Here is a 24,295-nt window from a genome sequence, read left to right as displayed (position 1 = left end):
GCGCTAGATGTCCCCGCTACGCATAGCGTGCGGGGTCATACCAAACCAGCGCCGAAAGGTGCGGCTAAAGTTAGAGGTGTCTTGATAACCCAGTCGTTCCGCGATCTGCTCAACCGCAACAGTGGTTTCCAACAGATACCAGGCAGCCAATTCTTGCCGCACTCCGTCAAGCAGCTCTTGGTAGCTGGTGCCTTCGATTTTTAATCTACGGATCAATGTACGTCGCGACATGGCTAATCTGGACGCCACTTCGTCAAGGCTTGGATAACCATCCGAGCTATTGAGCAAACAATTACTCACCTGCTGACTCAACGCGCCACCGTTATCAAGCTGGCGCAGCTGATTTTCGCAATCACGCAATGCGGTGCGAAAGGTGCCGGCATCGGCGGTGAGGCAAGGCGTATCAAGTACGCTCACCGGCATTTGCAAACGAAACGCCGGTGCATCGAACATCACCGGGCAACCGCAACGCTGTTGGTAAACGTCTGCCCATTGCGGGCGCGATATTGGCAATTCAATCTGAATATTGCGCAAGCGCTGAGAGGTCACGGTGTCGACCAATTGCAGATAGGTGACCAACAGCGCGCTGTAGATAAATTCGCGCACATCGCCAAGCTCCGACAGTTCCTCCATGCTCACGGTAAAATGTTCGTCCGTTTCAGAAATAACGACGTTCACCAACTGAAAACGCAAGCGGGTGAAGCGCGCCAGAGTGTGTAACACCACACGAAGATTCGGCGCCGACACAATGGCGTAACCAAGCGCACCATGGGCAGAAACCGAGGTAATGCCGCCGATGTCCAGGCCCAGCCAGGGCGTTCGGGTTAGCGCTGTGGCGCGCCGCAATAAACGCGCAAGCTGCTCAAGACTGAGGTATCGATTCCCGCCCAGTAATTGCTCCCACTGCAACCGCGTACCCTGCAGAATTGTCTCGTTATCAAAGCCCTCTTGACGTAAATGCGCGCACACCAACCGCGCATAGGTCGGGTGTATCGCGGGGCGAAGTCTTTCCGTTGCCAATAGCGCCATACGTCTCCTGCATTACAACCATATATAGTCATTATGATGGCACTATTTGACGACTAATTGCCACTTATAGCGGTGATCGACGCCGGCGAAAAAGCCCAATATGGCGACGTAACCCCATCCCTATAAGGACGATAACATGAACCAAGCGGGTGTCTTTGTCACTCCATCAGGCCAGATCTACCGCGATCGTAAGCGCTATTTATGGGCCGTGTCTGTTCTCGTACCGATGCTGGCCCTTGTCGGCCCCGGCCTGTTCTTCGTCACCGGCAATGGGCTCTGGCTGTGGGCTCCGCTGGCGTTTTACTTTGTGGTGATTCCGGTTCTGGACATGGTGCTCGGCGAAGACACCAACAACCCACCAGAAGAGGTTGTGGCGCAGCTTGAACAAGATCGCTACTACCGCTATGTCACCTACTTACTGGTTCCTGTGCTTTGGGCAATATGGGCGCTCGGAGTTTGGTTTATTGGTACCCAAGATACCCCTCTGCACGGCATGATCGCCACCGTGCTTGTTATCGGCACGCTGCAGGGCACAGCCATTAACCTGGGCCATGAATTGGGCCATAAAAAAGCCCGAATGGAACGCTGGCTGGCAAAGATCGTTCTTGCGCCCTGCGCCTATGGTCACTTTTTTGTCGAGCACAACAAAGGCCACCATCGCGACGTTGCAACACCGGACGATCCGGCGTCGTCACGCATGGGCGAAACACTTTGGGGGTTTGCGTTGCGCGAAATTCCTGGGGCGTTCTTGCGCGCGTGGGACATTGAAAAAACGCGATTAAACAAGGCCGACAAGCCGGTTTGGTCGCTATACAATGAGATCTTGCAACCGGCGTTAATCACTGCGTTCGCGTGGGGAACTGCCGTCACCTTGTTCGGCGTTGCGGTTCTGCCCTTTATTCTCGCCATCGCCGTTTGGGGAATGTTCCAACTCACCTCGGCAAATTACATTGAGCATTACGGTCTGCTGCGGAAAAAACGTGAAAACGGTCGTTACGAGCCAACTCAGCCTCACCACAGCTGGAACAGTAATCATATTTTTTCAAACTGGGCGACGTTCCATTTGCAGCGTCACTCGGATCACCACGCAAATCCAACACGTCGCTATCAGTCGTTACGCCACTTCGACAATCTGCCGACGCTGCCGAACGGTTACCTCGGCATGTTCGTTCTCGCCTACATCCCGCCACTGTGGTTTGCGGTGATGAACCCGAGATTGGTCAAACATGTGGACGGCGACATTACAAAAATCAACTTCCATAAACCGGCAAAACGGAAAATGATTAAACGATACTTTTTGCACTAGAAATTTTACGTCAAGGGGTTTTAAAAACGAGTGCTGATGTCTCTTTTTCTCGCGTTGAAGCGATTTTTAGAGGCATCTTTTCTATGTCTTCTAAATAATTTTTTTACTGTCCTGCCGCTTTTGACTGCTTTTAAAGCTGAGTCCCTATTGTTCGGGCTTTTTCCCCGCATTTGATATTTAGGCTTCATACCATTAACCTATATTCATTGAACGCTTGTTCAACTTTTTGGGTATTCGTTCAAATCGAGCGCTTTTGACCTTCGATCCGCTTCGGCGGCGAAGAGCTACGCACAGCGTCTACTGCCTTTCAATGCGCGGATTACACCCGTGGCCTAGACCCACCCTGTGCGGGCACCCTGATTGGAAAAATGCACAGCGCTAACGCTGTGACCGACAATCCATAAAAAGAGAACGACAAATGAAAAAGCTTGCTTTGGCCTTTGCTGGCCTTGCTATTAGTGGCGCTGCAGTAGCGGCTCCAAATACCGAATGTCAAACCGTCCGTTTTGCCGATGTTGGCTGGACCGACATCACAGCCACCACCGCGCTGGCCTCCGAAGTACTGGAAGGCATGGGCTACGAGCCAAAAGCAAAAGTGTTGTCAGTGCCCGTGGCTTACCGGGCGCTCCAGAACAAAGACATTGACGTGTTTCTGGGCAACTGGATGCCCACCATGGAAGCAGACGTGCGTCCTTACCTGGAAAGCGGTGATGTTGAAACCGTCGTCACTAACCTGGAAGGCGCCAAATACACCTTGGCGGTACCGCAGTACGTTTACGATGCCGGTGTGACCCAATTTGCCGACATTGCCAAGCACGCCGACCAATTTGACGACCGGATTTATGGCATTGAGCCCGGCAACGATGGCAACCGTCTGATTCAAGACATGATCGGCCAGGATGCGTTTGGTCTTGGTGAGTTCCGGCTCGTGGAGTCCAGCGAAGCTGGCATGCTATCCCAAGTTGGCCGTTCAGTTCGTCGTAATGAATGGGTGGTATTCCTGGGGTGGGAACCGCACCCCATGAACGCCAATCATGACATGGCCTACCTGGACGGTGGTGACGACTTCTTTGGCCCCAACTACGGCGGCGCAACCGTTCACACCAACGTGCGTAAGAATTACCTGAACGAATGCCCGAACGTGGGCAAGCTACTGACTAACATGACGTTTTCACTGTCTATGGAAAACGAAGTGATGGGCGCTATTCTGAACGACGGCGAAGAACCACGGGATGCTGCTCACACTTGGCTCGCCAACAACCCGGCCGTATTGGATGCCTGGCTCAAAGGTGTCACGACCTTGAACGGCGATGCAGCGCTGCCTGCCGTTAAGGCATCCCTGAAGTAGTACTGAAGAAAGCACTGATGAGAATTTTGTAGAGAATACTTCAGAGAATATTATAGAGAGCACTTTGGTGGCGCTCTGAACTGACAGGTTCAGAGCGCCCGATTCTATAACGAACACCTCCCATTTCCGGTGTCGGCCAAGGCCTGCACCCAACAAGACTGAACGCCATGAGCTGGATAACTGAGCACCAACTGCCTTTCGGCGAATTCGTTGAAGGCATTGTTGATTTTTTGGTCGTCAATTTCAGCGGCTTTTTTGACGCTGTTTCCGATACTCTGAGTAGCATGATCCACGGCCTGACCGGGGCCCTGTTGTGGGTACCGCCTAGCGCTCTGATATTGCTTCTGACGGTGGCGGCGTATCTTCGTCATCGCCGTTGGGGATTGGCCGCTTTTACCGCCTTCAGCTTTTTGCTGATTTGGAATATTGGTTACTGGGAAGACACCATGGCGACGCTGTCGCTGGTGTTGTACGCCACCCTGTTGTGTGTGGTGATCGGCATTCCTTTGGGCATTTATGCGGCTCATAGCCGTTGGCTGTACAAATTCCTGCAGCCGATGCTGGATCTGATGCAGACCATCCCACCTTTTGTTTACCTGATCCCGACGCTGACCTTGTTCGGCCTGGGAGTGGTACCTGGCGTGATCTCAACCGTGATCTTTGCCATCGCCGCCCCGGTACGGCTAACGCACCTGGGCATCTCTCAGGTGCCGAAAGAATTGGTCGAAGCGGGCAAGGCCTTCGGCTGCACCAATCGGCAACTGTTGTTCAAGGTTGAGCTACCCGCTGCCATGAGTTCCATTGGTGCCGGTATTACCCAATGCATCATGTTATCGCTCTCAATGGTTGTTATTGCCGCTTTGGTAGGCGCCGATGGTTTGGGTGTACCGGTGGTTCGAGCTTTGAATACGGTTGATATAGGCAAGGGTTTTGAAGCCGGTCTAGCGATTGTGCTGTTGGCCATCTGGATGGACCGGTTCTTCCGCCAAAGTGATGCTAAGGAGACGTCATCATGATCGAATTTGAGAATGTGAACGTCGTCTTCGGCAAAAACCCCAAACGCGCGCTGCCGTTGATTGAACAGGGCATGGACCGGGCTGAAATCCGTGACCAGACCGGATTAGTGGTCGGTGTCCAAAATGCCAGCCTGAGTGTCAAGAAAGGTGAGATTTGCGTTCTGATGGGGCTGTCCGGTTCCGGAAAATCCAGCCTGCTGCGCTGTGTTAACGGCTTGAACGATGTCACCAGTGGTGCCATTCGCATTCGGCACGACGGTGAGATGGTGGATTTCACCCAGGCCAGCGATAAAGTTCAGCGGGACATCCGCACCCGTCGCATCTCCATGGTGTTTCAGAACTTCGCCCTGATGCCCTGGCTGACGGTGGAAGACAACGTCGCTTTTGGTCTGGAGCTGCAAGGTCTGGGCAAGGCCGAGCGCCGCAAGAAGGTCGCACGTCAATTGGAGTTGGTTGGCCTCTCCAGTTGGGCCAAGTCCAGACCGGCTGAGCTGTCCGGCGGTATGCTGCAGCGGGTGGGACTAGCCCGGGCATTGGCAACGGAATCGGAAATTCTGCTGATGGACGAGCCATTTTCCGCCCTTGACCCGCTGATTCGTAACCAGTTGCAAGACGAACTGCTGACCTTGCAGGAAGAACTGCAGAAAACGATTGTGTTCGTCAGTCATGATTTGGATGAAGCACTAAAGCTGGGCTCGCACATTGCGATTATGAAGGACGGTCAAATCGTTCAACATGGCAAGCCGGAAGCAATTGTGCTGGAACCCGCGAACGATTACGTCAAAAGCTTTGTTGCCAGCACCAATCCGCTCAATGTTCTGGCCGCACGTTCCCTGGCGTTGCCTATCGGAGAGATACAGGAAGACGCCAGCGGTAATCGTTGCATCAATAAACGCTACGGTATCTGGCTGCACACACCGGATGTAGCGGAAAAAGCGGTGGTCACCAGCGGTGGCCAAACCTTCCAGACCCAGCTGTGGCAGGAAGGTCAGGCTATCGAAAGCCTGGCCCAGCAGCCCACCCGCATCGCGCCAGACACCCCCTTGCGGGATGCCGTGGAGATTCGATACTTCACCGGTCATAGCCTGCTGGTGGAAGAGAACGGTCAAATCACCGGCGCCATCGGCGATCGGGAACTGTATCACGCGATGCTGGGCAAACATTTAGACGACAGCTAGGGCAGCATGGGCCTCTCCATGACTCACGCCAACAACAATCTGGTGGTGGATTCCGCCGCTTCCGCCACGCAATTGGCAACCGGTCAGTTGGCTGGGCCGCGCATTACAACGACACCGGCACCCACACCAGCACCCCGGTACTGGTATTTAAACAGGGGCCGGGAGACATCAGCGCGCCCTTTGGTAAGTTGCCGCACCACACAGAAGTCGGTCAGCGCGCAATTGAAGCGCTAGGAAACTGACACCCACCTGACAACCTGTTTGCGTATCTGTTTCAGTGCCCGCCTAGCTTTTTTGGATGTGCAAAAGGAATCCAAACTCATCTTCATTGGAGGTGCACTCCAGCAGTAACTCAGTGACGCGGGTTACTGTCACCAGAGGATGGCTTGTCATCAGATGAGGTGTCATCGGATGTGAGGTAGTAATCCTTTCCCTCAAATATTTTCACCTCAGGATCTTCAATGCTGTTGCTACCGCGGCCCCGAAAAAGCCAAAAGGCCACAACAGCGCCAATAATGATCAAAATGACCCACTTCATACCCCTTTCCTCCACGCAATGAGATACCTTCTCTGATCACCTTTATCCTAGGCCCATGGTGCCAGATCGCAAGCGTTTCCCACTTCTGAGTGAGCCGTTCCATGTGCTGAAAACTATAACGACTTGATAAAGGAAGCTGCTGAGGCTGAAATAAGGCTTTTCGCCCGTTTGTGGGTCTGCTTTTGAAGCGCCTGAAGCTTCGCAACGATACATGCCTCGGCTAAGTTCCATTGTTCATCATCCAAGTCAATCTCGTGGCGATGATCTGCCAAGTATTCGAGCAATACGGCTTGGTCATTGGCCAAGCCTTGAAGTTCTGTCATTACTTCAAGCTTATTTACCTTTGACTTTAAGCCTTTGCCAAACATCGGGCGCAATACACGTAAACAGTAGAACAGGTCTTTTGATCGTTTTCGAAATTGGTGAAAAGCTTCGATTTCGTCAGAGCTATTTGCCTTTCTCTCGGCGTCACGGGCTTTTTGGTATATAAGTTTGAGGTTGGGCATAAGTGTCGACAGTGACTTTGGAAGATCCCATTCTTCCGGTGCGGCGCTCTGAGCTTCTACTTCTAAAGCCAGCTCGATGAAAAATTCACGACCTTTAGCCTCAAGTGGATTGAGTTTTTGCTGTCCAGAAAGGAAACAGTCAATGGCGTCGTATCGTTGTTCCTGCAACGCGGCTTTTTCTTTTACCAGCTGCTGCCAGGTTTTCACACGAACCGCTGCGTCTCGGCTGCCGGAAAGCTTCCCGGAAATCGCTTTGTAGTGTTCTTGCTGGCGGCTGTACTCGGCTTTGCCAATCTGGGGTCCAATCAGCCGTAGTAGAGCACGCGCTTCTTTACAGCTTTTTCGAGCCTCATGGACACCCGTTTCTGGAACCCTGCATGCGTGCAAAAGCGCTAGAGCAATATCTTCGTTAATTGACTGCATTAGCCGCTTGAGCTGCTTGCCAAAGTTACCGGTAGAATTGAGACGACAGCGCATTACTTCTCTCCACTCTTTATTCAGAAGGTACTGCCGACGTTATCTAAGCCTTATCGAAATCACAAAATAATGGTGTGAAATTAGTATATCGTCGATCCTCTGATAGAATTATTCGTATTCAGCGTAGCGTACGTACAAATTTGATACTCAGCTGCGCAGGGATCAATTTTGCTAAAAGCGAAGAGGGTCAGATGGCTAAACAGGCTACGGTAATCATGCCCGGTTCTCACTAAGTGATAACTTTATTATTTACCCGTTCATTGTGCACTCTTACCTTGCTGTTTGTTCTCGGATTTTCCGGTTTCCTTATGGCCGGTAACTGCCAGATGGACGAAGCAGATCAGTCTTTGCTGAATCGCGTCAATGAAGCTCGCAGTCAGCCCCGGCAATGCGGCAACCACGACTTTAACGCCGTCGATCCGCTGGCCTGGAACTGCAAACTTGAGGATGCCGCGCGAGCTCACTCGAAGAGCATGGCGGAGCTGGAATTCTTTAGTCATACCAGCCCTGACGGCACTGAGATCGGCGAGCGGGTGAATAACAGAGATTACCGCTGGTCAGCGGTGGGCGAAAACATTGCAGCAGGCCAGAACTCTGTCGAGGAGGTGGTTGATGCGTGGCTCTCGAGCCCGGGACACTGCGCCAATCTGATGAGTGCCAAATTCACCGAAATGGGCGCGGTGAGAATTGAGGCGCCAGGCTCGCAATACTCCCCTTTCTGGACCCAGGTTTTTGCCCGGCCGCGTTAGTACGGATCTGTTAACCAACTCAAGAGCACCGTGTTTCGCGTGGTTGTATTTTAATTTGTGTCGGCGCCGAACCGTGCCTGCCTGCCGAATTGACAAGGGAATGGAGGTCGATGGTTTCTTTCATACCGGAAAGCATTGCACGAGTAGCCGCGTTGTTCGGAGCCGCTGCTTCGCCCAGGTGGGACGCGATAGTGAGGGCCTGTTCCGCGGGCAACCGTGAGAGAATGAGCTGAATGTCGGCTTGTTACGCCTTCGCTTTCCCCCGACAATACTCCCTCGAATTACCTGTCATGAGAATGGAATATGTTCGAAACTATGGCGCTGATGCCTCAGAATTTTTCGTTGCCAGACGCGATGTGGCGACTGCTAATCAGCACTGGGTTGCTGTTGCTGGCCATCGTTATTCTGCGGACGCTGACCGCCCGCTTTATTCGTCGGCACGTCACGTCGTCGGAGTTGCGGGGCCGGTTACTGATGAACTTTCGCAACGGTTTCCTGTTATTGGGATTACTGGGTCTGGCGCTAATCTGGGGCGACCAGATTCGATCTTTGGCCCTGTCCATCGTCGCTATCGCTGTCGCTTTTGTAGTCGCCACCAAAGAATTGATTCTTTGTGTTTCTGGCGCAATATTAAAAAGTGGTGCCGGCTCGTTCAATCTGGGCGATCGTATTCAGGTAAAGGATTTCCGGGGCGATGTCATCGATCAGACCCTGCTGGCAACGACGGTGCTTGAAGTAGGCCCTGGCAAAACGTCCCACCAGCGCACCGGGCGGATGATTGTGATACCCAATGCATTGTTTTTGTCTGAGCCGGTTATCAACGAGAGTTTTACTGACCACTGGGATTTTCATGTTTTTACCGTGCCTTTCAAGCGCGAGGATGACTGGCATGCCGCCCAGAAAGCACTGCTGGCGGCAGCCAATCGCCATTGCAAGCCCTATCTGGAATCTGTGCGCAAGTATATGACTAAGGTTGGCGTTTCGCGGGGCCTGGAAGTGCCTTCTGTAGACCCAAGGGTGACCATTCAGGTTCCGGTAGCCAGCGAGATTCACCTCACCGTCAGGCTGCCAGCCAAACCCGGGCAACGCAGTTATATAGAGCAAGCGATTCTTTCAGAGGTTTTCGCAGACACCGATTATTCCACCAAAAAGCCCTGACGCAAGTTCGGGATTCGTAATGAGCATAAGCACATACTGGCGACGTTATGACTTCAAGGAATCAGTAATCACTATGCCTAGCTGCTATAGTTGTCGGGAATTATTTGAGCCTTCAGCACTAAGGATTTCGTATTCGAAAAACTATTGTGAGAGTTGCGGGGTTGGCCTGTTCGGTGCGGATTACTTCGGCTTCTCCAAAAAGCCTAACCCGACGGCTAAGAAAAAAATAGCCGTCTATTTAAAAGTAATTTTTGTATGGGGCACGGGCTTTTGCTTATTGGTTTTTCTTTTTTTCAGTATGTCCGCGCAGAGCAATGACGACACAAAGCCGCAGGTAGACCGTGCGAACTTACAATCTGATATTTTTGACGGTTGACTCAATGCCCATGCGTCAAAGTGAGATACGGCATTGATGTCTTAGGCGTATTTATATTTCATACGGAGAGCAGGCATGTTCAGTCACATTATGGTTGGTGCAAACGATGTTCAAGAATCAAAGATCTTTTACGATGCTATTCTTGGCTCTCTAGGGCACGAGCCTGGTCTGGTGGATGACAAAGGGCGCTGTTTTTATAGAACAAACAGCGGCACTTTTGCGATTGGAAAGCCAATTGATGGCGAACCCGCTTATCATGGTAACGGCATCACCATCGGCTTTTCTGCAGAAAATTCCGCAACCGTTGATGCCTGGCACTCTGCCGGCATTGCCAATGGTGGCACGTCATGCGAGAACCCACCCGGGCTTCGCGGCGGAGCCAACTTATACATTGCCTATTTAAGAGACCCCTCGGGCAATAAAATCTGCGCGTTATATCGGTAGAGTTGGTTTTTGAAATACAGTTTATGTTTTGGTAAATGGCGGCTATATATGTACAAAAATCGAAATATTATCGCGCGTCTGCGCGAGCAGATTCCTTCGTTCGAGTGTGTGGCGGGTTGTCACGATTGTTGCGGGCCGGTAACGACGTCTTCGGAAGAAATGTCGCGCCTGCCCGTAAAAACTGACGCCGAACATGAAGCCGCACTGAGTGACCTTAGCTGTGTGCACCTGGGCCCCGATGGTTGCACGGTTTACGGGGAGCGCCCTTTAATCTGCCGGTTATTTGGCACAACACCCAGTATGCCCTGCCCTAACGGTCGACGCCCCGACGTCATGATTGGCGCCAAAGTTGAGCGCCAGATCCATCACTACATTGCGAATACGCGGCAAGTATTGGTGTAGACTCAGTGCGGTATGTTCATTCAATCATTGAGAGAGAATAAAAATGACAGAAGCCATTCGAGCATCTGATACGCCCTACGCAGTGGAAGTAGAATCTGGAAAAAGTTACTTTTGGTGCGCTTGTGGTAAAAGTGCAAAACAGCCTTTTTGCGATGGTTCTCACAGTGGCTCAGGTTTTAGGCCCGTGAAATACGCGGCATCAGAAACGAAAAAAGTCTTTTTTTGCGGCTGCAAATCAACAGCATCACAGCCACTGTGTGATGGCAGCCACAAGCAAATATAACAAGCCCGTTAAACCCATTTGCGGCGCTCGCCGGAGCACAGACCCGTTGGCGCGTTCCGCACTTTCGACAACAAACACATGCTCCTTAAGGGAGTAATGGGCAGGCTGGCGTGGTGGCAACGAGCCGTCAGATAGAGCGTTTCTTATGCGAATAATCATTCTGACAACTCTTGCCATGATTGCCTTCGCGAGTAATTCGGTGCTGGCCCGAGTGGCCCTGAAACACACGGATATTGATGCTGCTAGCTTTACGGCGATCCGTTTGATTTCGGGTGCGATTGTACTTTTGCTGGTTGTGCGGATCAGCAACCGGCCCAGCGGCGGCAGTGGAAGCTGGTGGTCTGCTGCAGCCTTGTTCGCCTACGCGGCGGGTTTTTCATTTGCCTATGTGAGTTTGCCCACGGCCACGGGCGCACTGCTGCTGTTCGGCGCGGTTCAAGTCACTATGATTGTTTACGGTTTTTGGGCGGGAGAGCGCCTGCTCAAGCTGCAATTAGCCGGCCTTGCGCTCGCTTTCGGTGGGCTATTGCTGTTGTTTCTGCCTGGTTTGTCAACCACACCGCCAGTGGCCAGTTCCCTGTTGATGCTAGGAGCCGGGATTTGCTGGGGTGTTTATTCTCTGCGCGGGAGAAGTGCCGGCGACCCCGTTCACACAAGCGCCGGGAACTTCACGCGCGCCGTTGCCTTTGCCGTCGTTTTAAGCTTTTTCATGCTGAGCCGGCTTTCTCTGGATGTTGCGGGCATCTGGTACGCAATTATCTCAGGTGCGCTCACGTCCGGGCTAGGATATGTTGTATGGTACATGGTATTGCCCATGCTAAAAGCCACGAACGCAGCTGTCATACAGCTCAGTGTTCCGGTGATTGCAGCCGTAGGCGGCGTTGTTTTTCTGGGCGAATCCATAACCTTGCGATTAGTGCTGGCATCCGCCGCCATTCTCGGAGGAATCGCACTTGTCATTGTTCGAAAACCACCTGCTCAGGTTACCCGACAAAACATTGGAAAACACTTTAATGCTAAATAACAGAAATGACTTTAATGGCCAATAAAGAATTTATTTATCAGCGCATCCGTGTTTATGTTGGAAAAGACTTTGACCCAGCCATTGATGGCGAAGTAGAAAGTATTTTACGTTCTAAATTCAACATTCACTTGCCCCAGAGAACATCTCTGAATGATTCTCTGGCATCGACAAAAAGCGATCACGAAATTGTGGGTCTCATTTTACAGTATCGTACAGACGTCTAATGGCTACCAGCCATGCTGCTAAATACTTGAACAACATTTTACACGCCTAGCAATCCGAAAACCCCGCCCCATGCGTATCTGTTTTTCAGGTATCAAAATAGGGTATCCCATCGGCGGGAGTCCTCTCTTAAAGGAAGTCCCCTTTTGAAGCGTTTTGCGCTCACGGTGTTGCTGTTTAATGCTCTGTTGTTGGCGTTACTGTTACCGCATTACCCATGGATTCCCTGGGTTGCCGCCGAAGCGCTGATAGTTTGTGCTGTATTTAGTCTATTGTCGCCTTCTATATTTACCCGAGTGCTGGCCGGCGTGGTAGGTACGCTATACGCCGTGATGGCGCTATTTACGCTGAGCGACCTGCTGGTTCGCCAAAGTCTCGGGCGGGGACTCAACCTTTATCTGGAGCTGGGAGTCGTCGGTTCGGTAGTTGACCTGATGCGAAGTAACCTCGGCACTGGCCTTTCATTGCTGATACTGCTGGCTTTACTGCTGGCGTTTTGCGGCTTGGCATTGTGGGTAAGCAAACTGCTAAGCCGCTTTGCCGGGGGCCTGCACTCCGGTTTTGGTAAAGCGGCTTTTGCCACCGGGGTGTTGCTGGTGGCGGTGTCATTTGCGCCCCAGTCGGTGGTGAGCTTGAGCGCCGCGCAGCTGACAACTAACCAGATACTGCTCGCTATCGACACCCGTCGGTCAACGGCAGAGTTCAGTCAGAGTTTGGCGAATGATCCGGCGGCCGGAGAGCCTTTGGCTCTGCCCGGCCTGGCCAACACCGATGTGATTTTTGGATTTATCGAATCCTACGGCATCTCCAGCCTTACAGACGACCGCTTTAAGGACCTTATCGGCTCCCGCCTCGACAAAATGGAAGCCGCCGTTAACGCAGCGGGCCTGCACATGGTGTCTGGTCGCTTGGGTTCACCGGTGCAAGGCGGGCAATCCTGGCTGGCACACGCCACGATGCTAAGCGGCCAATGGATTGATACCCAGCTGGACTACGAGATTTTGCTAGCCAGCGATTACCCCACACTGATAGACGATATGGCGTTAACCGGCCACGATACAGTCGCAGTGATGCCGGCTATTACCCAAGACTGGCCAGAAGGCCAGGCATTTGGCTACAACCGTATTTACCAATCCACCACCATGGATTACCAAGGGCCTCCGTTTAACTGGGTGACCATGCCGGATCAGTACACTTGGTCCTGGTTTCAGCGCAGCGTTCGTGAACAAACCGTTGGGCCGATTTTTGCAGAAGTGGCTCTGATCAGCAGCCATGCTCCCTGGGTGCCTATTTTACCGGTGCTGGAAGATTGGGACAGTATTGGCAACGGCACAGCATTCAATCAGTGGGAAGGCGCCGGCGAAGCACCTGCCAGTCTGTGGCTGGAGCCTGAGCGAGTTCGTGAACACTACGCCCTTGCTATCGATTACGCGCTGAACGTGGCGACAGGCTATGCAACGCGCCATGTGGATAAGAATACCCTGCTGGTGCTGCTAGGCGACCACCAGCCGGCACCGCTGGTGACCGGCGAAGGCGCTAGCCGGGACGTTATTGTTCACGTGATCAGCGGCAATCCGGAATTGCTTGCGCCATTCCTGGCGACCGGAAGCAGCGGCGGTGGGTTGCCTGGCTTTCAAATGGGAGCAAAACCAGACTTGAATCAGGAAGGCCCTAGCATGGCAAGCGTCCGCCCTTTCATGCTTAAGGAGTTCCGTCGAGCGCCATTGAGCACCGAAGTGGCCTCTGTGAAGGGTGTTGAGCAACAGTAAAAAAACGCCGATTTCTGGCTGTCACATCTGTTTAACTTTGAAGGGTTATCCTTAACGCTCATTCCAGTGTCTGGCAAACCCTAAGGCCGGTCTGGACCCAACCCCTTCTGGGAGCGCCCGATGCGGATAACCTTTCTAGGAACGGGCGCTGCCGGTGGTGTGCCACTTTACGGTTGTTGTTGCGCGGCCTGTTCCGTCGCCAAAACAAACGCGGTCTTTGCGCGCAAGCCCTGCTCTGCCCTGATCGAATCAGGAACCACACGAATTTTGATTGATGGCGGTCTGATGGACCTGCACAAACGCTTCGCTCCCGGCGATCTGGATGCCATTGTGCTGACGCATTTTCACCCTGATCATGTTCAGGGGCTGTTTCACCTGCGCTGGGGCAAGGGGCCGAGTATCCCCGTCTTTATTCCGCCTGACCCTGACGGCTGCGCCGATCTGTTCCGCCATCCTGGCATATTGGATTTCAACCCTCAAAAAGCATTCTCTGCATTTGAAATCGGAGGGTTAAAGGTCACACCTGTGCCATTGATCCACTCGAAGCCGACCTTCGGCTACGTCTTCGAAGTTACCGGTGGCCCCACGTTTGCCTATCTGACCGATACTCGTGGCCTACCCGATGACACCCAACATTTTTTACAAACAATGAAGCCTGATGGACTGGCAATAGACTGCACATTCCCGCCGTCTGGTCAGCCGAAAGGCCATAACGACTGGACATTGGCTCTGGATTGCATTCAAGCCGTAGATCCGGCTCGGGCATGGCTCATCCACATTGGCCACGAGCTGGATAACTGGCGCCAGAGTACGAACCCGGCCTTGCCGAATCGTATAAACGTTGCCCGGGACGGGGATTGGGTAGATTTCACACTCCCGTCTTAAAACCTTCAATAAACTGTCATCTAAACGACATCGAATCGTCACAGCTGCCAGAGAAACTACCTGTACACGTTAAAAACGCGACAGGGTAGGCGATCTATGGGTCCCGACATTCAGGTTAAAGGTTTATCAAAGACGTTTGGCAACAACAAACGCGCGGATAAAGCCCTCAAGAACATCAATCTTTCTATTGAATCCGGCGAGATGGTAGCCCTTATCGGCCCCTCCGGTTCTGGCAAATCCACCCTCCTTCGCCACCTCGCCGGGCTGAGCTGCAGCGATGTAGACAGCGGCGAAATTCGCGTACTGGGACAACTCGTGCAATGCCAAGGTCGGCTGTCACCGGACATCCGAAAAACGCGAGCGCGAATAGGCTATATCTTTCAGCAGTTCAACCTTGTCGGCCGAATGAAGGTAATAACCAATGTGCTCACCGGCACTCTAGGCCGCGTACCCGGTTGGCGTGGATGCCTCGGTTTATTCAACACCGAAGAAAAAGCCTTGGCCCTAAAATGCTTGAACCGCGTCGGAATGGATCTCTGGGCGACCCAGCGCGCATCCTTTCTGTCAGGTGGCCAGCAGCAACGGGTTGCCATCGCCCGCACACTCACTCAGAAAGCCGAAGTGATTCTTGCCGACGAGCCCATCGCTTCGCTGGATCCTGAATCGGCCCGCCGTGTCATGGAAATTCTTGCCGATATTAATGATCAAGACGGTCGCACCGTTGTGGTCACACTGCATCAAGTCGAATATGCGCGCGAATTCTGCCACCGAGCGGTAGCACTGAAGGCTGGCGAAATAGTGTATGACGGCCCATCTGCGAATCTGACTCCCGCGGTGCTGGCCAGTATTTACGGCACCACCTCTTTCGACATTGATGGCGAACCTGTCAAGAACAGAAAAACCCCCACACCCGCCAAAGCGTTTGCCCTGGCAGCCACCGGCTGACCGGAAAACTGCCCCGTATGTTCACTCACACTCAAAACCACAGGAAACACTTATGTTAAAACAATGGATAGGCCGCATGACCCTGGCGGCCGCAGTCACAGTAGGCGCAGCCGGCTTGCAGGCAGAAGAACAGAAGACTCTTAACTTCGGCATCATTTCGACCGAATCTTCCAGCAATCTAAAAAACGTTTGGGAACCTTTCCTTGAGGACATGTCGGCAAAGCTGGACATGGAAGTGAAAGGTTTCTTCGCCCCGGATTATGCCGGCATCATCCAGGGTATGCGCTTCGACAAGGTTGACATCGCCTGGTACGGCAACAAGTCCGCGATGGAAGCTGTCGACCGTGCCGGCGGTGAAGTTGTGGTTCAGACCGTGGCAGCGGACGGCTCACCTGGCTACTGGAGCCTGATGATCGTTCACAAGGACAGTGTCAACCTGAATACGGTCGAGGATGTGCTCGCCAATGCTAAAGACCTTACGTTTGGTAATGGCGATCCCAACTCTACCTCCGGTTTTCTGGTGCCCAGCTACTACATTTTTGCCAAAAACGGCATCGATCCCAAAAAAGCCTTCAAACGCACGCTAAATGCCGGCCATGAAACCAACGCCATGGCTGTGGCTAACAAACAGGTAGACGTGGCCACCTTCAATACCGAGAGCATGGCACGGTTGCAACTCACTTTCCCGGAAAAAGCAGACGACCTCAAAGTAATCTGGAAATCACCGCTGATTCCGTCTGACCCACTGGTCTGGCGCAAAAATCTGTCTGCGGAAACCAAACAGAAAGTCTACGACTTCCTGATGGGCTACGGCACTACCGGCGACGAAAAAGAATTGAAAATCCTGGCTGATCTCCAATGGGCACCCTTCCGTGCTTCCAGCAATGATCAGTTGATTCCCATTCGTCAGCTCGAAATGTTCAAGCAAAAAGCGGCCATCGAGAACGACAGCCGTTATTCAGCACAGGAAAAGACCGAAAAGCTGGCTGACATCGCAGCCCAACTGGCCGGCCTGGATCGTCGGCTTGCAGCACTGGACGCGGCCCGCGAAGAGTCTAACTGATAAACCCCGGGGCTGGATTATAACGCCAGCCCTTTTCGCGCCGGAGACAACCCCGGTAACTCCAGACGTAAAAGCGACAGGCAGCTCTCATGCATAGCGCATCAACACACTCACATCTTCCCGAAGGCCAAAGCAACCTGCTTTCACGGAGCTGGGCGGCCTTGCTGGGCTGGGGCATCACCGGCGCTGTCCTAATCTGGGCCTGGGAGGGCGCCGAGATGAACCCGGCGGCTCTGATTGCCGACGGTAACAACATGGCTGTGTTCGCAGCCGATTTTTTCCCGCCCGATTTTCACCATTGGCCGCTCTATTTCAGCGAAATGGTCACCACCGTACAGATTGCGATCTGGGGCACCGTATTGGCCGTTATTCTGGCCATCCCTTTCGGAATCATGTCCTCGGAAAATCTTGTGCCCTGGTGGGTTTGCCAGCCGGTTCGCCGCTTGATGGATTCGTTCCGCGCCATCAACGAGATGGTCTTTGCCATGCTGTTTGTGGTCGCTGTAGGGCTAGGACCGTTCGCCGGGGTCATGGCGTTGTTCATCCACACCACCGGGGTGCTGGCAAAACTGTTTTCCGAAGCCGTAGAGGCCATTGACCCAGGGCCGGTAGAAGGTGTGCGAGCCACCGGAGCCAGTGGTCTGCAGGAAATTATTTATGGCGTTATCCCGCAGGTTTTGCCGTTGTGGATTTCCTATTCACTGTATCGATTCGAATCCAATGTCCGCTCCGCCACGGTCGTGGGCATGGTGGGTGCCGGGGGCATCGGCGTGATTCTCTGGGAAAGCATGCGAGGCTTCCAGTTTGCTCAAACCTGCGTGGTGATGATCATCATTATTCTCGTCGTGACCTCACTGGATATTACGTCTCAGTGGGTCCGCAAACGCTTTATCTAGATAACTGGCCAACTTATAGGAGAAAACGGCCCATGACCCACGCGCAGGCCTTTTCGCAGAGCTTTTCACAAACTAAGGATTCCACGTCGGAGATCGCCGATCGTCAATATTGGATGTCGGTATTGGCAAGAGCCGACCTGAGTGACTTGGAGACTTACTGGCAAAACCTGCCACTCCAACCGACTTTCCGCCACCTCCGTAAACCGGAAATTGGCATGGCCATGGTGCGTGGCCGCACCGGAGGCACAGGCTCGCCCTTCAATCTCGGCGAAATAACGCTTACCCGGTGTGTGGTGGAACTGGATGGCAGTACACAAGGCTTTGGCTATGTCAGTGGCCGCAGCCGGCGCCACGCTGAACTGGCGGCACTGTTCGACGGCCTGATGTGCGAAAACAGCGGCAAACACGGCCCTGCATTGATACAGCCACTGCACGAGCAGTGGCTGGCTCGTCGTGAAAAGGTCTCCCGTAAAGCCGCCACAACCAAAGTTAACTTCATGACCATGGTAAGGGGTAGCTAGTCGATGACCGCGACAAACGAGATTCACCCATTCGCCATGCCGGCGCTGTCCACGACATTCTCGCCGCCGCTCTCACCGGCATTCTCACTGGCCGGGCTTTGTGCCGGATTCGACGATCCGGTGCATCAGTCACAACAGGTGTTTCGTCGCGCGCTCACCGCGCTCTCTGAGCCCGGAACCGTGCAAAATGTGCCAGAGATCCCAGTGCCTGAAGGCGTGCACATTGCGTCATACCAGCTTTGCCTGACACTTTTGGACGCGGAAACACCCTTGTGGATTGCGCCGGCCTTAAGAACCGACGCCCTGGTGAGCGCGCTGCGCTTTCATTGTGGTTGTCGCCTTGTGGACGAACCGGGCCAGGCAGAGTTTGCCCTGATATCGCCAGATTTCGACGGCGATCTGACCTATTTCGCCCAAGGCAGCCATGAATACCCAGATCGCTCCACCACCGTGATCGTGCAGGTGGAAAGCCTGGATGCCGCCAGCACTTGGGCTCTGCGTGGCCCGGGGATTGATGGCGTACGCACGGTCGGCATCGCCGGCCTGGACCCGCGCTGGCCTGGCATGCTGGCCGATAATTGCCGTCAATTTCCTTGTGGCGTTGACCTTCTGTTCACCGCCGGAACGGCCCTGATGGGTCTGCCACGCACCACTCGAGTGGAGATATAGCATGTACGTAGCTGTCAAAGGCGGCGAAAAAGCCATCGATCAGGCCCACAGCTGGCTCGACGAAACCCGCCGCGGTGACACCTCGATACCGGAACTGAGCGTTGCCCAGATTCGCCAACAGATGGGACTCGCCGTAGACCGGGTCATGGCCGAAGGTTCTCTTTACGACCCGGAACTTGCAGCACTGGCGCTCAAGCAGGCCAGCGGCGATGCTATTGAGGCTATTTTTCTTCTGCGGGCCTATCGCACGACCCTGCCGCGTTTCCTCGCGTCTCTGCCGATGGAAACCAACACCATGGCTATCCAGCGCAGGATTTCCGCTGCCTACAAGGATCTGCCTGGAGGCCAAGTGTTAGGCCCCACCTACGATTACACCCATCGATTGCTGGATTTTACGTTGCTGGCCAATGGTGAGCGGGGCTCTTCGTCACCCTCTTCATCACCCTCTACGCTTCCTTCTACGCAGCCCTCTGACGAAATGGTAGAAGACTGCCCTCGGGTACTGGATTTCCTCAACAGCGAGGGACTGATTGAAAGCCCACTGGCCAATAGCGGTGACCTTCAACCCGACGATTCGGCGCCGGCAGATCTTACCCGCCAACCACTGGACTACCCCGCTAGCCGCGACCTGCGCCTTCAAGCCCTGGCACGCGGCGACGAAGGATTCCTGCTGGCACTCGCCTACTCTACCCAGCGCGGTTACGGTCGTAATCACCCGTTTGCAGGGGAAATCCGCCAGGGCGAAGTGGCGGTGGAAATCGCGCCGGAAGAACTTGGCTTTCCCGTTATTGTCGGTGACATTCAGGTTAGCGAATGCGACATGATCAACCAGTTTATCGGCACCGCCACCGAGGCACCACGTTTCACCCGTGGCTACGGTCTGGCGTTTGGCAATTCCGAGCGCAAGGCACTGGCGATGGCGCTGGTGGATCGCGCGCTGCGGGCGCGGGAGTTGGGTGAGGACGTGGTCTCGCCGGCGCAAGACGAGGAGTTTGTTCTCGCCCACTGCGACAACCTCGACTCCTCGGGTTTCGTGTCTCATCTGAAGCTACCGCACTACGTTGATTTTCAGTCTGAGCTGGTACTGCTGCGACGACTCCGGAAAGAGTTTGAACAACGCAAATCAGGCCACCAGAACCCAAAAATGAACACCACATCCAAACCCGGCAACCAAGATGAGCCGAGCATGGACAACGAACAACACCGTGAGGTGAAACAGGCATGACCAGCGCAGCTTCTAACCACAATTCTGACACCGAGAGTGACAGCAACGGCTATAACTTCGCTTACCTGGACGAGCAGACCAAACGGATGATTCGCCGATGCCTGCTGAAAGCCGTGGCGGTGCCCGGCTATCAGGTACCCTTCGGCGGACGCGAAATGCCGCTGCCCTATGGATGGGGCACCGGTGGCATGCAGGTTACGGCCACTATTATCGGTCAGGATGACGTTCTCAAAGTCATCGACCAGGGCGCAGACGACACCACCAATGCGGTCAGCATCAGGCGTTTTTTTGCCCGCACCGCCGGCGTTGCCACCACAGAATCCACCCGTGAAGCGAGCGTTATTCAGACCCGTCACCGGATACCGGAGACGCCGCTCAGCCACGGCCAGATACTGGTCTATCAGGTACCGATTCCCGAGCCGCTGCGGTTCATCGAACCGCGGGAAACCGAGACCCGGAAAATGCATGCACTGCAGGAATACGGTGTGATGCACGTCAAGCTGTATGAGGACATTGCCCGCTTCGGGCACATCGCCACCACCTATGCCTATCCGGTCAAGGTCAACGGCCACTATGTGATGGACCCCTCGCCCATACCGAAATTCGACAACCCAAAGATGCACGGCAACCCGGCGCTGCAACTGTTCGGCGCTGGCCGGGAGAAACGAATCTACGCTATCCCGCCGTTCACCCGGGTTGAAAGTCTCGATTTCGAGGATCACCCCTTCGAGATCCAGCACTGGGACCAGACCTGCGAGTTTTGCGGGTCGGACCATTCCTTCCTCGATGAAGTTGTGACCGACGATGAGGGCGGGCGTATTTTCATCTGTTCTGACACCGACTATTGCAACCAGCGCTTCGAGACCGGCGCCCGTCAGGAGGCTGTATGACTAACGCGGCAATGGCCATGGCAGAAGAGGGCTTGGCCGAGCCTCTGCTGAAGGTGAACGATCTGCGCAAACTTTACGCCCCTGGCAAAGGTGTGGATGGCGTCGACTTTGAACTCTGGCCCGGCGAAGTGCTGGGAATAGTGGGCGAGTCCGGCTCCGGCAAAACCACGCTGCTGCAATGCCTGTCTGGAATGCTGACGCCAGACTCCGGACAGATTGAGTACACCGGCAAACAGGGCGACAAACTCGACATCTACGACATTACCGAAAGCCAGCGCCGGCTTTTGCTGCGCACTGACTGGGGAATTGTCCACCAGCATCCACGGGATGGCCTGAGGATGGGCGTGAGCGCTGGCGCCAATATTGGTGAGCGCTTGATGGCCATCGGTGAACGTCATTACGGCACCCTGCGTTCAACAGGGGAAGCCTGGCTGCGAGAAGTGGAAATCGATACCGCCCGTATTGATGACCTGCCGCGCACCTTCTCCGGAGGCATGCAGCAGCGCCTTCAGATTGCCCGCAATCTGGTCACCCAGCCGCGACTGGTTTTCATGGATGAGCCCACAGGCGGGCTGGATGTCTCGGTTCAGGCTCGCCTGCTGGATATGCTGCGTAACCTGGTAGTAGACCTGGGCCTGTCTGTTGTGCTGGTAACACACGACCTTGCTGTAGCCCGACTGTTATCCCACAGGCTTATGGTGATGCGTGGCGGCAAAGTAGTTGAGCAGGGCCTTACCGACCAGATACTGGATGACCCACAACACCCATACAGTCAATTGCTTGTGTCTTCGGTGTTGACCCCGTGACACCGCACTGTGATCGAACTGGAGAACTGCAATGACGGTCATGATCCAGGTTACCGACCTGAACAAACGATTCACCCTGCACAATCAGGGTGGTGTTTCCTACTCTGTCCTCACAGATGTGTCCTTTGACGTGAACGCTGGCGAATGCGTCGTGCTGGACGGGCGCTCGGGATCCGGAAAAAGTACCCTTTTGCGTTCGCTTTACGCCAACTATAAGCCCCAGTCCGGTCAACTTCATGTTCGGCACCAAGGCGAGCTTACCGACCTGGTTACAGCAACACCCAAGCAGATTCTGAACATCCGGCGCCAAACCTTGGGCTATGTTAGCCAGTTCCTGCGGGTTATTCCCCGGGTATCTACCCTCGAAGTGGTGATGGAACCGCTAAGGGCCCTGGGCGTAGACCGGGAGAGCTGTCGCAAAAAAGCCTCCGAATTGCTACGCCAGCTGAACATACCCAAGACGCTCTGGCACCTGGCTCCCTCGACCTTTTCCGGCGGCGAGCAGCAGCGAGTCAATATCGCCCGGGGCTTTGTGGTTGATTACCCGATCCTTTTGCTGGACGAACCCACGGCTTCTCTGGACGCAGACAACTGCGCTGTTGTGGTGTCGCTTATCCAGCAGGCCCGGGAGCGCGGCGCGGCTATTGTCGGTATTTTCCACGACGCCGGGTTACGCGACCAGCTAGCCGACCGCCGAATACCCCTGACCAGCCTCGCGAAAGAGGAAGCAGCATGAGCGCCATGGACCTGACACTGGAACGACCGCAGCTTGAAAACAGTGAGTTACTGCTCACCAACGCCCGTATTGTGACTGAAACCGAGGTATTTACCGGCACACTCAAAGTCCGGAATGGTTTGATCAACGCTATAGATCGGGGCAATACCCGAGCAGCCAAAGCCCAGGATTGCCAGGGAGCCTATCTGATTCCGGGACTGGTGGAGCTGCATACAGACAACCTTGAAAAGCACTTTTCGCCACGGCCGGGTGTTATCTGGCCAAGCCATCCGGCCGTGCTCACCCACGACGCCCATATCGTATCGTCTGGCATAACCACGGTATTCGACGCGTTGTCCATCGGTGATATTGTTGATGGCAGCAATCGCCTGAGCCACCTCAGGACCCTCATCGACGCTCTGTCAGAGACACGTGATGCGGGCATGTTGCGGGCCGATCACATGCTGCACCTGCGCTGCGAAGTCAGTTTTGGCGAAACTCTGCAACTGTTCGAAGAGCTGGTTGATCATCCCCTGCTCCAGCTTGTCTCGGTCATGGACCACACACCAGGACAGCGTCAATTCGTCCGGGAGGACAAGTACCGGCAGTATTACCAGGGCAAGCACAACCTCAACAATGCTGAAATGGACGCCTTCACGCACAAACGCAAGGAATCCGCTCTGCTGCACAGCGACCGAAACCGCCAAGCCGTCGTCGCCATTTGCCAGGCCAGAGGCATCCCGCTGGCCAGCCATGATGACGCGACCCTCGACCATGTTGCAGAGTCGGCAGCATTGGGTATGCGTATTGCGGAATTTCCCACCACCTGGGAAGCGGCTAAAGCCTCCCATGACCAAGGGTTGCGGGTATTGATGGGTGCGCCCAATATTGTGCGGGGAGGCTCTCACTCAGGCAACATTGCAGCAGCCGAGCTAGCCTCCGCCGGGGTGCTCGATATACTGTCGTCGGACTATTATCCCGCCAGCATGCTGCACGCGGCATTTCGCCTGGCCAGCATGGAAGACAACGACTATGACATGGCTCGGGCCATCGCCACCGTCACTTGCACCCCTGCGCGCTGCGCCAACCTCCATGACCGCGGCGTGATCGAACGCGGCAAACGGGCAGACCTGGTGCTAGTGGAACCCAGAAATCAGTTGCCGGTGATTCAAAACGTCTGGCGAGGCGGAAAACGGGTGTATTGAGACGCTACTGAGGAGCGAAAGGTGCCTGAATCAAACAATAGACAGCCGCTCGCGGCCGGGTTAGGACGCCTGTTTTACATTATGGGGGCGTCAGGCGCGGGCAAGGATACGCTGCTACGAGGCTGTCGGAGAGACTCTACCGATGACATGAGGCCACTTGTGGCCCACCGCTATATAACCCGAAAGGCGGATGGCGGCACAGAGCGCCATGTCTGGCTTTCAGACACCGAGTTCGAGCAACGGGTAGCCATAGATGCCTTTGCCATGCACTGGTCAGCCAATGGTTTCCGCTACGGAATCGGCCGCGAGATCGACCAGTGGCTTGCTCACGGTGGCCAGGTACTGGTGAATGGATCCCGCGGCTATCTTGATGAGGCTCGGTCGCATTATGGCGACACACTTGTTCCAGTGCTGATCCGTGTCGACCCCGACCGGCTGCAACAGCGCCTGGTAATGCGCGGCCGGGAATGCGCTGAGCAGATCGACGCGCGTATTCGCCGTGCCCGGGAACTGGAACAACAACTCCCTTCAGACTGCCTTGTGATCGAGAACAATGGCAACGTGGAAGACGCTGTATCCAACCTGCTGGCTGCGATCGCAGAACAACAGAACGGTCACCGACGCGGGCTACGTTAAGGGCTCTGTGGGAA

At 54.4% G+C, this 24,295-nt stretch carries 28 protein-coding genes; 25 read left to right on the top strand and 3 right to left on the bottom strand.

Annotated features, from left to right (window positions below; all coding sequences use genetic code 11):
• Positions 1–3: 3 nt before the first annotated feature.
• The gene (locus MRBBS_RS07710) at positions 4–1,029 is read right to left on the bottom strand and encodes an AraC family transcriptional regulator (RefSeq protein ID WP_014870898.1); all 1,026 of its coding nucleotides are present in this window, start codon (positions 1,027–1,029) and stop codon (positions 4–6) included.
• 136 nt (positions 1,030–1,165) lie between these two features.
• Here MRBBS_RS07710 and MRBBS_RS07705 point away from each other — a divergent pair, with 136 nt between their 5' ends.
• The 4 genes from MRBBS_RS07705 to choV all read left to right on the top strand — a co-directional run bounded on the left by MRBBS_RS07705 (position 1,166) and on the right by choV (position 5,877).
• On the top strand, positions 1,166–2,335 hold the full coding sequence (locus MRBBS_RS07705) for an alkane 1-monooxygenase (RefSeq protein WP_014870897.1): 1,170 nt from the start codon (positions 1,166–1,168) through the stop codon (positions 2,333–2,335).
• A 418-nt stretch (positions 2,336–2,753) separates the two neighbouring features.
• Complete coding sequence (locus tag MRBBS_RS07700; protein ID WP_041635155.1) at positions 2,754–3,683, top strand: choline ABC transporter substrate-binding protein; 930 nt, start codon at positions 2,754–2,756, stop codon at positions 3,681–3,683.
• A 167-nt stretch (positions 3,684–3,850) separates the two neighbouring features.
• Entirely contained in the window at positions 3,851–4,699 is an 849-nt protein-coding gene (choW, locus tag MRBBS_RS07695) for a choline ABC transporter permease subunit (protein ID WP_014870896.1), read from the top strand.
• A complete protein-coding gene (gene choV, locus MRBBS_RS07690; RefSeq protein WP_014870895.1) occupies positions 4,696–5,877 on the top strand; it encodes a choline ABC transporter ATP-binding protein in 1,182 nt (393 codons plus the stop codon). Before choW ends, choV begins: the two co-directional genes overlap by 4 nt.
• A 352-nt stretch (positions 5,878–6,229) precedes the next feature.
• Here choV and MRBBS_RS07685 read toward each other — a convergent pair whose 3' ends face one another.
• Positions 6,230–6,415 (bottom strand): hypothetical protein, encoded by a 186-nt coding sequence (locus MRBBS_RS07685; RefSeq protein WP_014870894.1) that lies wholly within the window; start codon positions 6,413–6,415, stop codon positions 6,230–6,232.
• Between the two features lie 113 nt (positions 6,416–6,528).
• Positions 6,529–7,398 (bottom strand): CHAD domain-containing protein, encoded by an 870-nt coding sequence (locus MRBBS_RS07680; RefSeq protein WP_014870893.1) that lies wholly within the window; start codon positions 7,396–7,398, stop codon positions 6,529–6,531.
• Between the two features lie 308 nt (positions 7,399–7,706).
• Here MRBBS_RS07680 and MRBBS_RS07675 point away from each other — a divergent pair, with 308 nt between their 5' ends.
• The 21 genes from MRBBS_RS07675 (at position 7,707) to phnN (ending at position 24,281) form a co-directional block, all read left to right on the top strand.
• A complete protein-coding gene (locus MRBBS_RS07675) occupies positions 7,707–8,147 on the top strand; it encodes a CAP domain-containing protein (protein WP_014870892.1) in 441 nt (146 codons plus the stop codon).
• 303 nt (positions 8,148–8,450) lie between these two features.
• On the top strand, positions 8,451–9,305 hold the full coding sequence (locus tag MRBBS_RS07670; RefSeq protein ID WP_050996606.1) for a mechanosensitive ion channel domain-containing protein: 855 nt from the start codon (positions 8,451–8,453) through the stop codon (positions 9,303–9,305).
• 19 nt (positions 9,306–9,324) lie between these two features.
• Positions 9,325–9,681, top strand: a complete 357-nt coding sequence (locus tag MRBBS_RS07665) for a hypothetical protein (RefSeq protein ID WP_227497601.1) — start codon at positions 9,325–9,327, stop codon at positions 9,679–9,681.
• Between the two features lie 75 nt (positions 9,682–9,756).
• The gene (locus MRBBS_RS07660; RefSeq protein WP_014870890.1) at positions 9,757–10,125 is read left to right on the top strand and encodes a VOC family protein; all 369 of its coding nucleotides are present in this window, start codon (positions 9,757–9,759) and stop codon (positions 10,123–10,125) included.
• A 48-nt stretch (positions 10,126–10,173) separates the two neighbouring features.
• Complete coding sequence (locus tag MRBBS_RS07655; protein WP_014870889.1) at positions 10,174–10,527, top strand: YkgJ family cysteine cluster protein; 354 nt, start codon at positions 10,174–10,176, stop codon at positions 10,525–10,527.
• 43 nt (positions 10,528–10,570) lie between these two features.
• On the top strand, positions 10,571–10,810 hold the full coding sequence (locus MRBBS_RS18905; protein ID WP_083847010.1) for a CDGSH iron-sulfur domain-containing protein: 240 nt from the start codon (positions 10,571–10,573) through the stop codon (positions 10,808–10,810).
• Positions 10,811–10,955: 145 nt separating this feature from the next.
• Positions 10,956–11,834, top strand: coding sequence for a DMT family transporter (locus MRBBS_RS07650; RefSeq protein WP_014870886.1), 879 nt, complete (start codon positions 10,956–10,958; stop codon positions 11,832–11,834).
• A 14-nt stretch (positions 11,835–11,848) separates the two neighbouring features.
• Entirely contained in the window at positions 11,849–12,058 is a 210-nt protein-coding gene (locus MRBBS_RS07645; protein ID WP_014870885.1) for a hypothetical protein, read from the top strand.
• A 144-nt stretch (positions 12,059–12,202) separates the two neighbouring features.
• Complete coding sequence (locus MRBBS_RS07640; RefSeq protein ID WP_014870884.1) at positions 12,203–13,825, top strand: hypothetical protein; 1,623 nt, start codon at positions 12,203–12,205, stop codon at positions 13,823–13,825.
• Positions 13,826–13,945: 120 nt separating this feature from the next.
• Positions 13,946–14,710 carry a phosphonate metabolism protein PhnP gene (phnP, locus tag MRBBS_RS07635; RefSeq protein WP_014870883.1) on the top strand — a complete coding sequence of 255 codons (765 nt, stop codon included), beginning with the start codon at positions 13,946–13,948 and terminating at the stop codon, positions 14,708–14,710.
• 96 nt (positions 14,711–14,806) lie between these two features.
• Positions 14,807–15,655 (top strand): phosphonate ABC transporter ATP-binding protein, encoded by an 849-nt coding sequence (phnC, locus tag MRBBS_RS07630; RefSeq protein WP_014870882.1) that lies wholly within the window; start codon positions 14,807–14,809, stop codon positions 15,653–15,655.
• A 52-nt stretch (positions 15,656–15,707) separates the two neighbouring features.
• Entirely contained in the window at positions 15,708–16,718 is a 1,011-nt protein-coding gene (gene phnD / locus MRBBS_RS07625) for a phosphonate ABC transporter substrate-binding protein (protein ID WP_014870881.1), read from the top strand.
• 89 nt (positions 16,719–16,807) lie between these two features.
• Positions 16,808–17,614, top strand: a complete 807-nt coding sequence (phnE, locus tag MRBBS_RS07620) for a phosphonate ABC transporter, permease protein PhnE (RefSeq protein ID WP_041635154.1) — start codon at positions 16,808–16,810, stop codon at positions 17,612–17,614.
• Positions 17,615–17,646: 32 nt separating this feature from the next.
• The gene (gene phnG, locus MRBBS_RS07615) at positions 17,647–18,135 is read left to right on the top strand and encodes a phosphonate C-P lyase system protein PhnG (protein WP_014870879.1); all 489 of its coding nucleotides are present in this window, start codon (positions 17,647–17,649) and stop codon (positions 18,133–18,135) included.
• Between the two features lie 3 nt (positions 18,136–18,138).
• Positions 18,139–18,804, top strand: coding sequence for a phosphonate C-P lyase system protein PhnH (phnH, locus tag MRBBS_RS07610; RefSeq protein WP_014870878.1), 666 nt, complete (start codon positions 18,139–18,141; stop codon positions 18,802–18,804).
• A 1-nt stretch (position 18,805) separates the two neighbouring features.
• On the top strand, positions 18,806–20,029 hold the full coding sequence (locus MRBBS_RS07605) for a carbon-phosphorus lyase complex subunit PhnI (protein ID WP_014870877.1): 1,224 nt from the start codon (positions 18,806–18,808) through the stop codon (positions 20,027–20,029).
• Complete coding sequence (locus MRBBS_RS07600) at positions 20,026–20,919, top strand: alpha-D-ribose 1-methylphosphonate 5-phosphate C-P-lyase PhnJ (protein ID WP_014870876.1); 894 nt, start codon at positions 20,026–20,028, stop codon at positions 20,917–20,919. Before MRBBS_RS07605 ends, MRBBS_RS07600 begins: the two co-directional genes overlap by 4 nt.
• The gene (phnK, locus tag MRBBS_RS07595; protein WP_014870875.1) at positions 20,916–21,725 is read left to right on the top strand and encodes a phosphonate C-P lyase system protein PhnK; all 810 of its coding nucleotides are present in this window, start codon (positions 20,916–20,918) and stop codon (positions 21,723–21,725) included. The genes MRBBS_RS07600 and phnK overlap by 4 nt, the downstream gene beginning before the upstream one ends.
• Positions 21,726–21,756: 31 nt before the next feature.
• A complete protein-coding gene (gene phnL / locus MRBBS_RS07590) occupies positions 21,757–22,461 on the top strand; it encodes a phosphonate C-P lyase system protein PhnL (protein WP_014870874.1) in 705 nt (234 codons plus the stop codon).
• Positions 22,458–23,645 (top strand): alpha-D-ribose 1-methylphosphonate 5-triphosphate diphosphatase, encoded by a 1,188-nt coding sequence (locus MRBBS_RS07585; RefSeq protein WP_014870873.1) that lies wholly within the window; start codon positions 22,458–22,460, stop codon positions 23,643–23,645. The genes phnL and MRBBS_RS07585 overlap by 4 nt, the downstream gene beginning before the upstream one ends.
• A 21-nt stretch (positions 23,646–23,666) precedes the next feature.
• Positions 23,667–24,281: a ribose 1,5-bisphosphokinase gene (phnN, locus tag MRBBS_RS07580; protein ID WP_050996603.1), complete on the top strand. Its 615-nt coding sequence runs from the start codon at positions 23,667–23,669 to the stop codon at positions 24,279–24,281.
• Positions 24,282–24,295 lie beyond the last annotated feature (14 nt).

Origin of the sequence: Marinobacter sp. BSs20148 (assembly GCF_000283275.1) — a bacterium.
Classification (GTDB): Bacteria; Pseudomonadota; Gammaproteobacteria; order Pseudomonadales; family Oleiphilaceae; genus Marinobacter; species Marinobacter psychrophilus.
This window is presented reverse-complemented; position numbering and strand designations above follow the sequence as displayed.

Excerpts from the sequence above, each read along its gene's own strand:
- phnP (WP_014870883.1), top strand. The coding sequence starts at position 13,946 with ATGCGGATAACCTTTCTAGGAACGGGCGCTGCCGGTGGTGTGCCACTT.
- MRBBS_RS07665 (WP_227497601.1), top strand. The coding sequence starts at position 9,325 with ATGAGCATAAGCACATACTGGCGACGTTATGACTTCAAGGAATCAGTA.
- phnK (WP_014870875.1), top strand. The coding sequence starts at position 20,916 with ATGACTAACGCGGCAATGGCCATGGCAGAAGAGGGCTTGGCCGAGCCT.
- phnC (WP_014870882.1), top strand. The coding sequence starts at position 14,807 with ATGGGTCCCGACATTCAGGTTAAAGGTTTATCAAAGACGTTTGGCAAC.
- MRBBS_RS07685 (WP_014870894.1), bottom strand. The coding sequence starts at position 6,415 with ATGAAGTGGGTCATTTTGATCATTATTGGCGCTGTTGTGGCCTTTTGG.
- MRBBS_RS07585 (WP_014870873.1), top strand. The coding sequence starts at position 22,458 with ATGAGCGCCATGGACCTGACACTGGAACGACCGCAGCTTGAAAACAGT.
- MRBBS_RS07675 (WP_014870892.1), top strand. The coding sequence starts at position 7,707 with ATGGCCGGTAACTGCCAGATGGACGAAGCAGATCAGTCTTTGCTGAAT.
- MRBBS_RS07650 (WP_014870886.1), top strand. The coding sequence starts at position 10,956 with ATGCGAATAATCATTCTGACAACTCTTGCCATGATTGCCTTCGCGAGT.
- choW (WP_014870896.1), top strand. The coding sequence starts at position 3,851 with ATGAGCTGGATAACTGAGCACCAACTGCCTTTCGGCGAATTCGTTGAA.
- MRBBS_RS18905 (WP_083847010.1), top strand. The coding sequence starts at position 10,571 with ATGACAGAAGCCATTCGAGCATCTGATACGCCCTACGCAGTGGAAGTA.
- MRBBS_RS07680 (WP_014870893.1), bottom strand. The coding sequence starts at position 7,398 with ATGCGCTGTCGTCTCAATTCTACCGGTAACTTTGGCAAGCAGCTCAAG.
- choV (WP_014870895.1), top strand. The coding sequence starts at position 4,696 with ATGATCGAATTTGAGAATGTGAACGTCGTCTTCGGCAAAAACCCCAAA.
- MRBBS_RS07700 (WP_041635155.1), top strand. The coding sequence starts at position 2,754 with ATGAAAAAGCTTGCTTTGGCCTTTGCTGGCCTTGCTATTAGTGGCGCT.
- MRBBS_RS07645 (WP_014870885.1), top strand. The coding sequence starts at position 11,849 with ATGGCCAATAAAGAATTTATTTATCAGCGCATCCGTGTTTATGTTGGA.
- phnL (WP_014870874.1), top strand. The coding sequence starts at position 21,757 with ATGACGGTCATGATCCAGGTTACCGACCTGAACAAACGATTCACCCTG.
- MRBBS_RS07705 (WP_014870897.1), top strand. The coding sequence starts at position 1,166 with ATGAACCAAGCGGGTGTCTTTGTCACTCCATCAGGCCAGATCTACCGC.
- phnD (WP_014870881.1), top strand. The coding sequence starts at position 15,708 with ATGTTAAAACAATGGATAGGCCGCATGACCCTGGCGGCCGCAGTCACA.
- MRBBS_RS07655 (WP_014870889.1), top strand. The coding sequence starts at position 10,174 with ATGTACAAAAATCGAAATATTATCGCGCGTCTGCGCGAGCAGATTCCT.
- MRBBS_RS07670 (WP_050996606.1), top strand. The coding sequence starts at position 8,451 with ATGTTCGAAACTATGGCGCTGATGCCTCAGAATTTTTCGTTGCCAGAC.
- MRBBS_RS07600 (WP_014870876.1), top strand. The coding sequence starts at position 20,026 with ATGACCAGCGCAGCTTCTAACCACAATTCTGACACCGAGAGTGACAGC.
- MRBBS_RS07660 (WP_014870890.1), top strand. The coding sequence starts at position 9,757 with ATGTTCAGTCACATTATGGTTGGTGCAAACGATGTTCAAGAATCAAAG.
- MRBBS_RS07605 (WP_014870877.1), top strand. The coding sequence starts at position 18,806 with ATGTACGTAGCTGTCAAAGGCGGCGAAAAAGCCATCGATCAGGCCCAC.
- phnG (WP_014870879.1), top strand. The coding sequence starts at position 17,647 with ATGACCCACGCGCAGGCCTTTTCGCAGAGCTTTTCACAAACTAAGGAT.
- phnE (WP_041635154.1), top strand. The coding sequence starts at position 16,808 with ATGCATAGCGCATCAACACACTCACATCTTCCCGAAGGCCAAAGCAAC.
- MRBBS_RS07710 (WP_014870898.1), bottom strand. The coding sequence starts at position 1,029 with ATGGCGCTATTGGCAACGGAAAGACTTCGCCCCGCGATACACCCGACC.
- phnH (WP_014870878.1), top strand. The coding sequence starts at position 18,139 with ATGACCGCGACAAACGAGATTCACCCATTCGCCATGCCGGCGCTGTCC.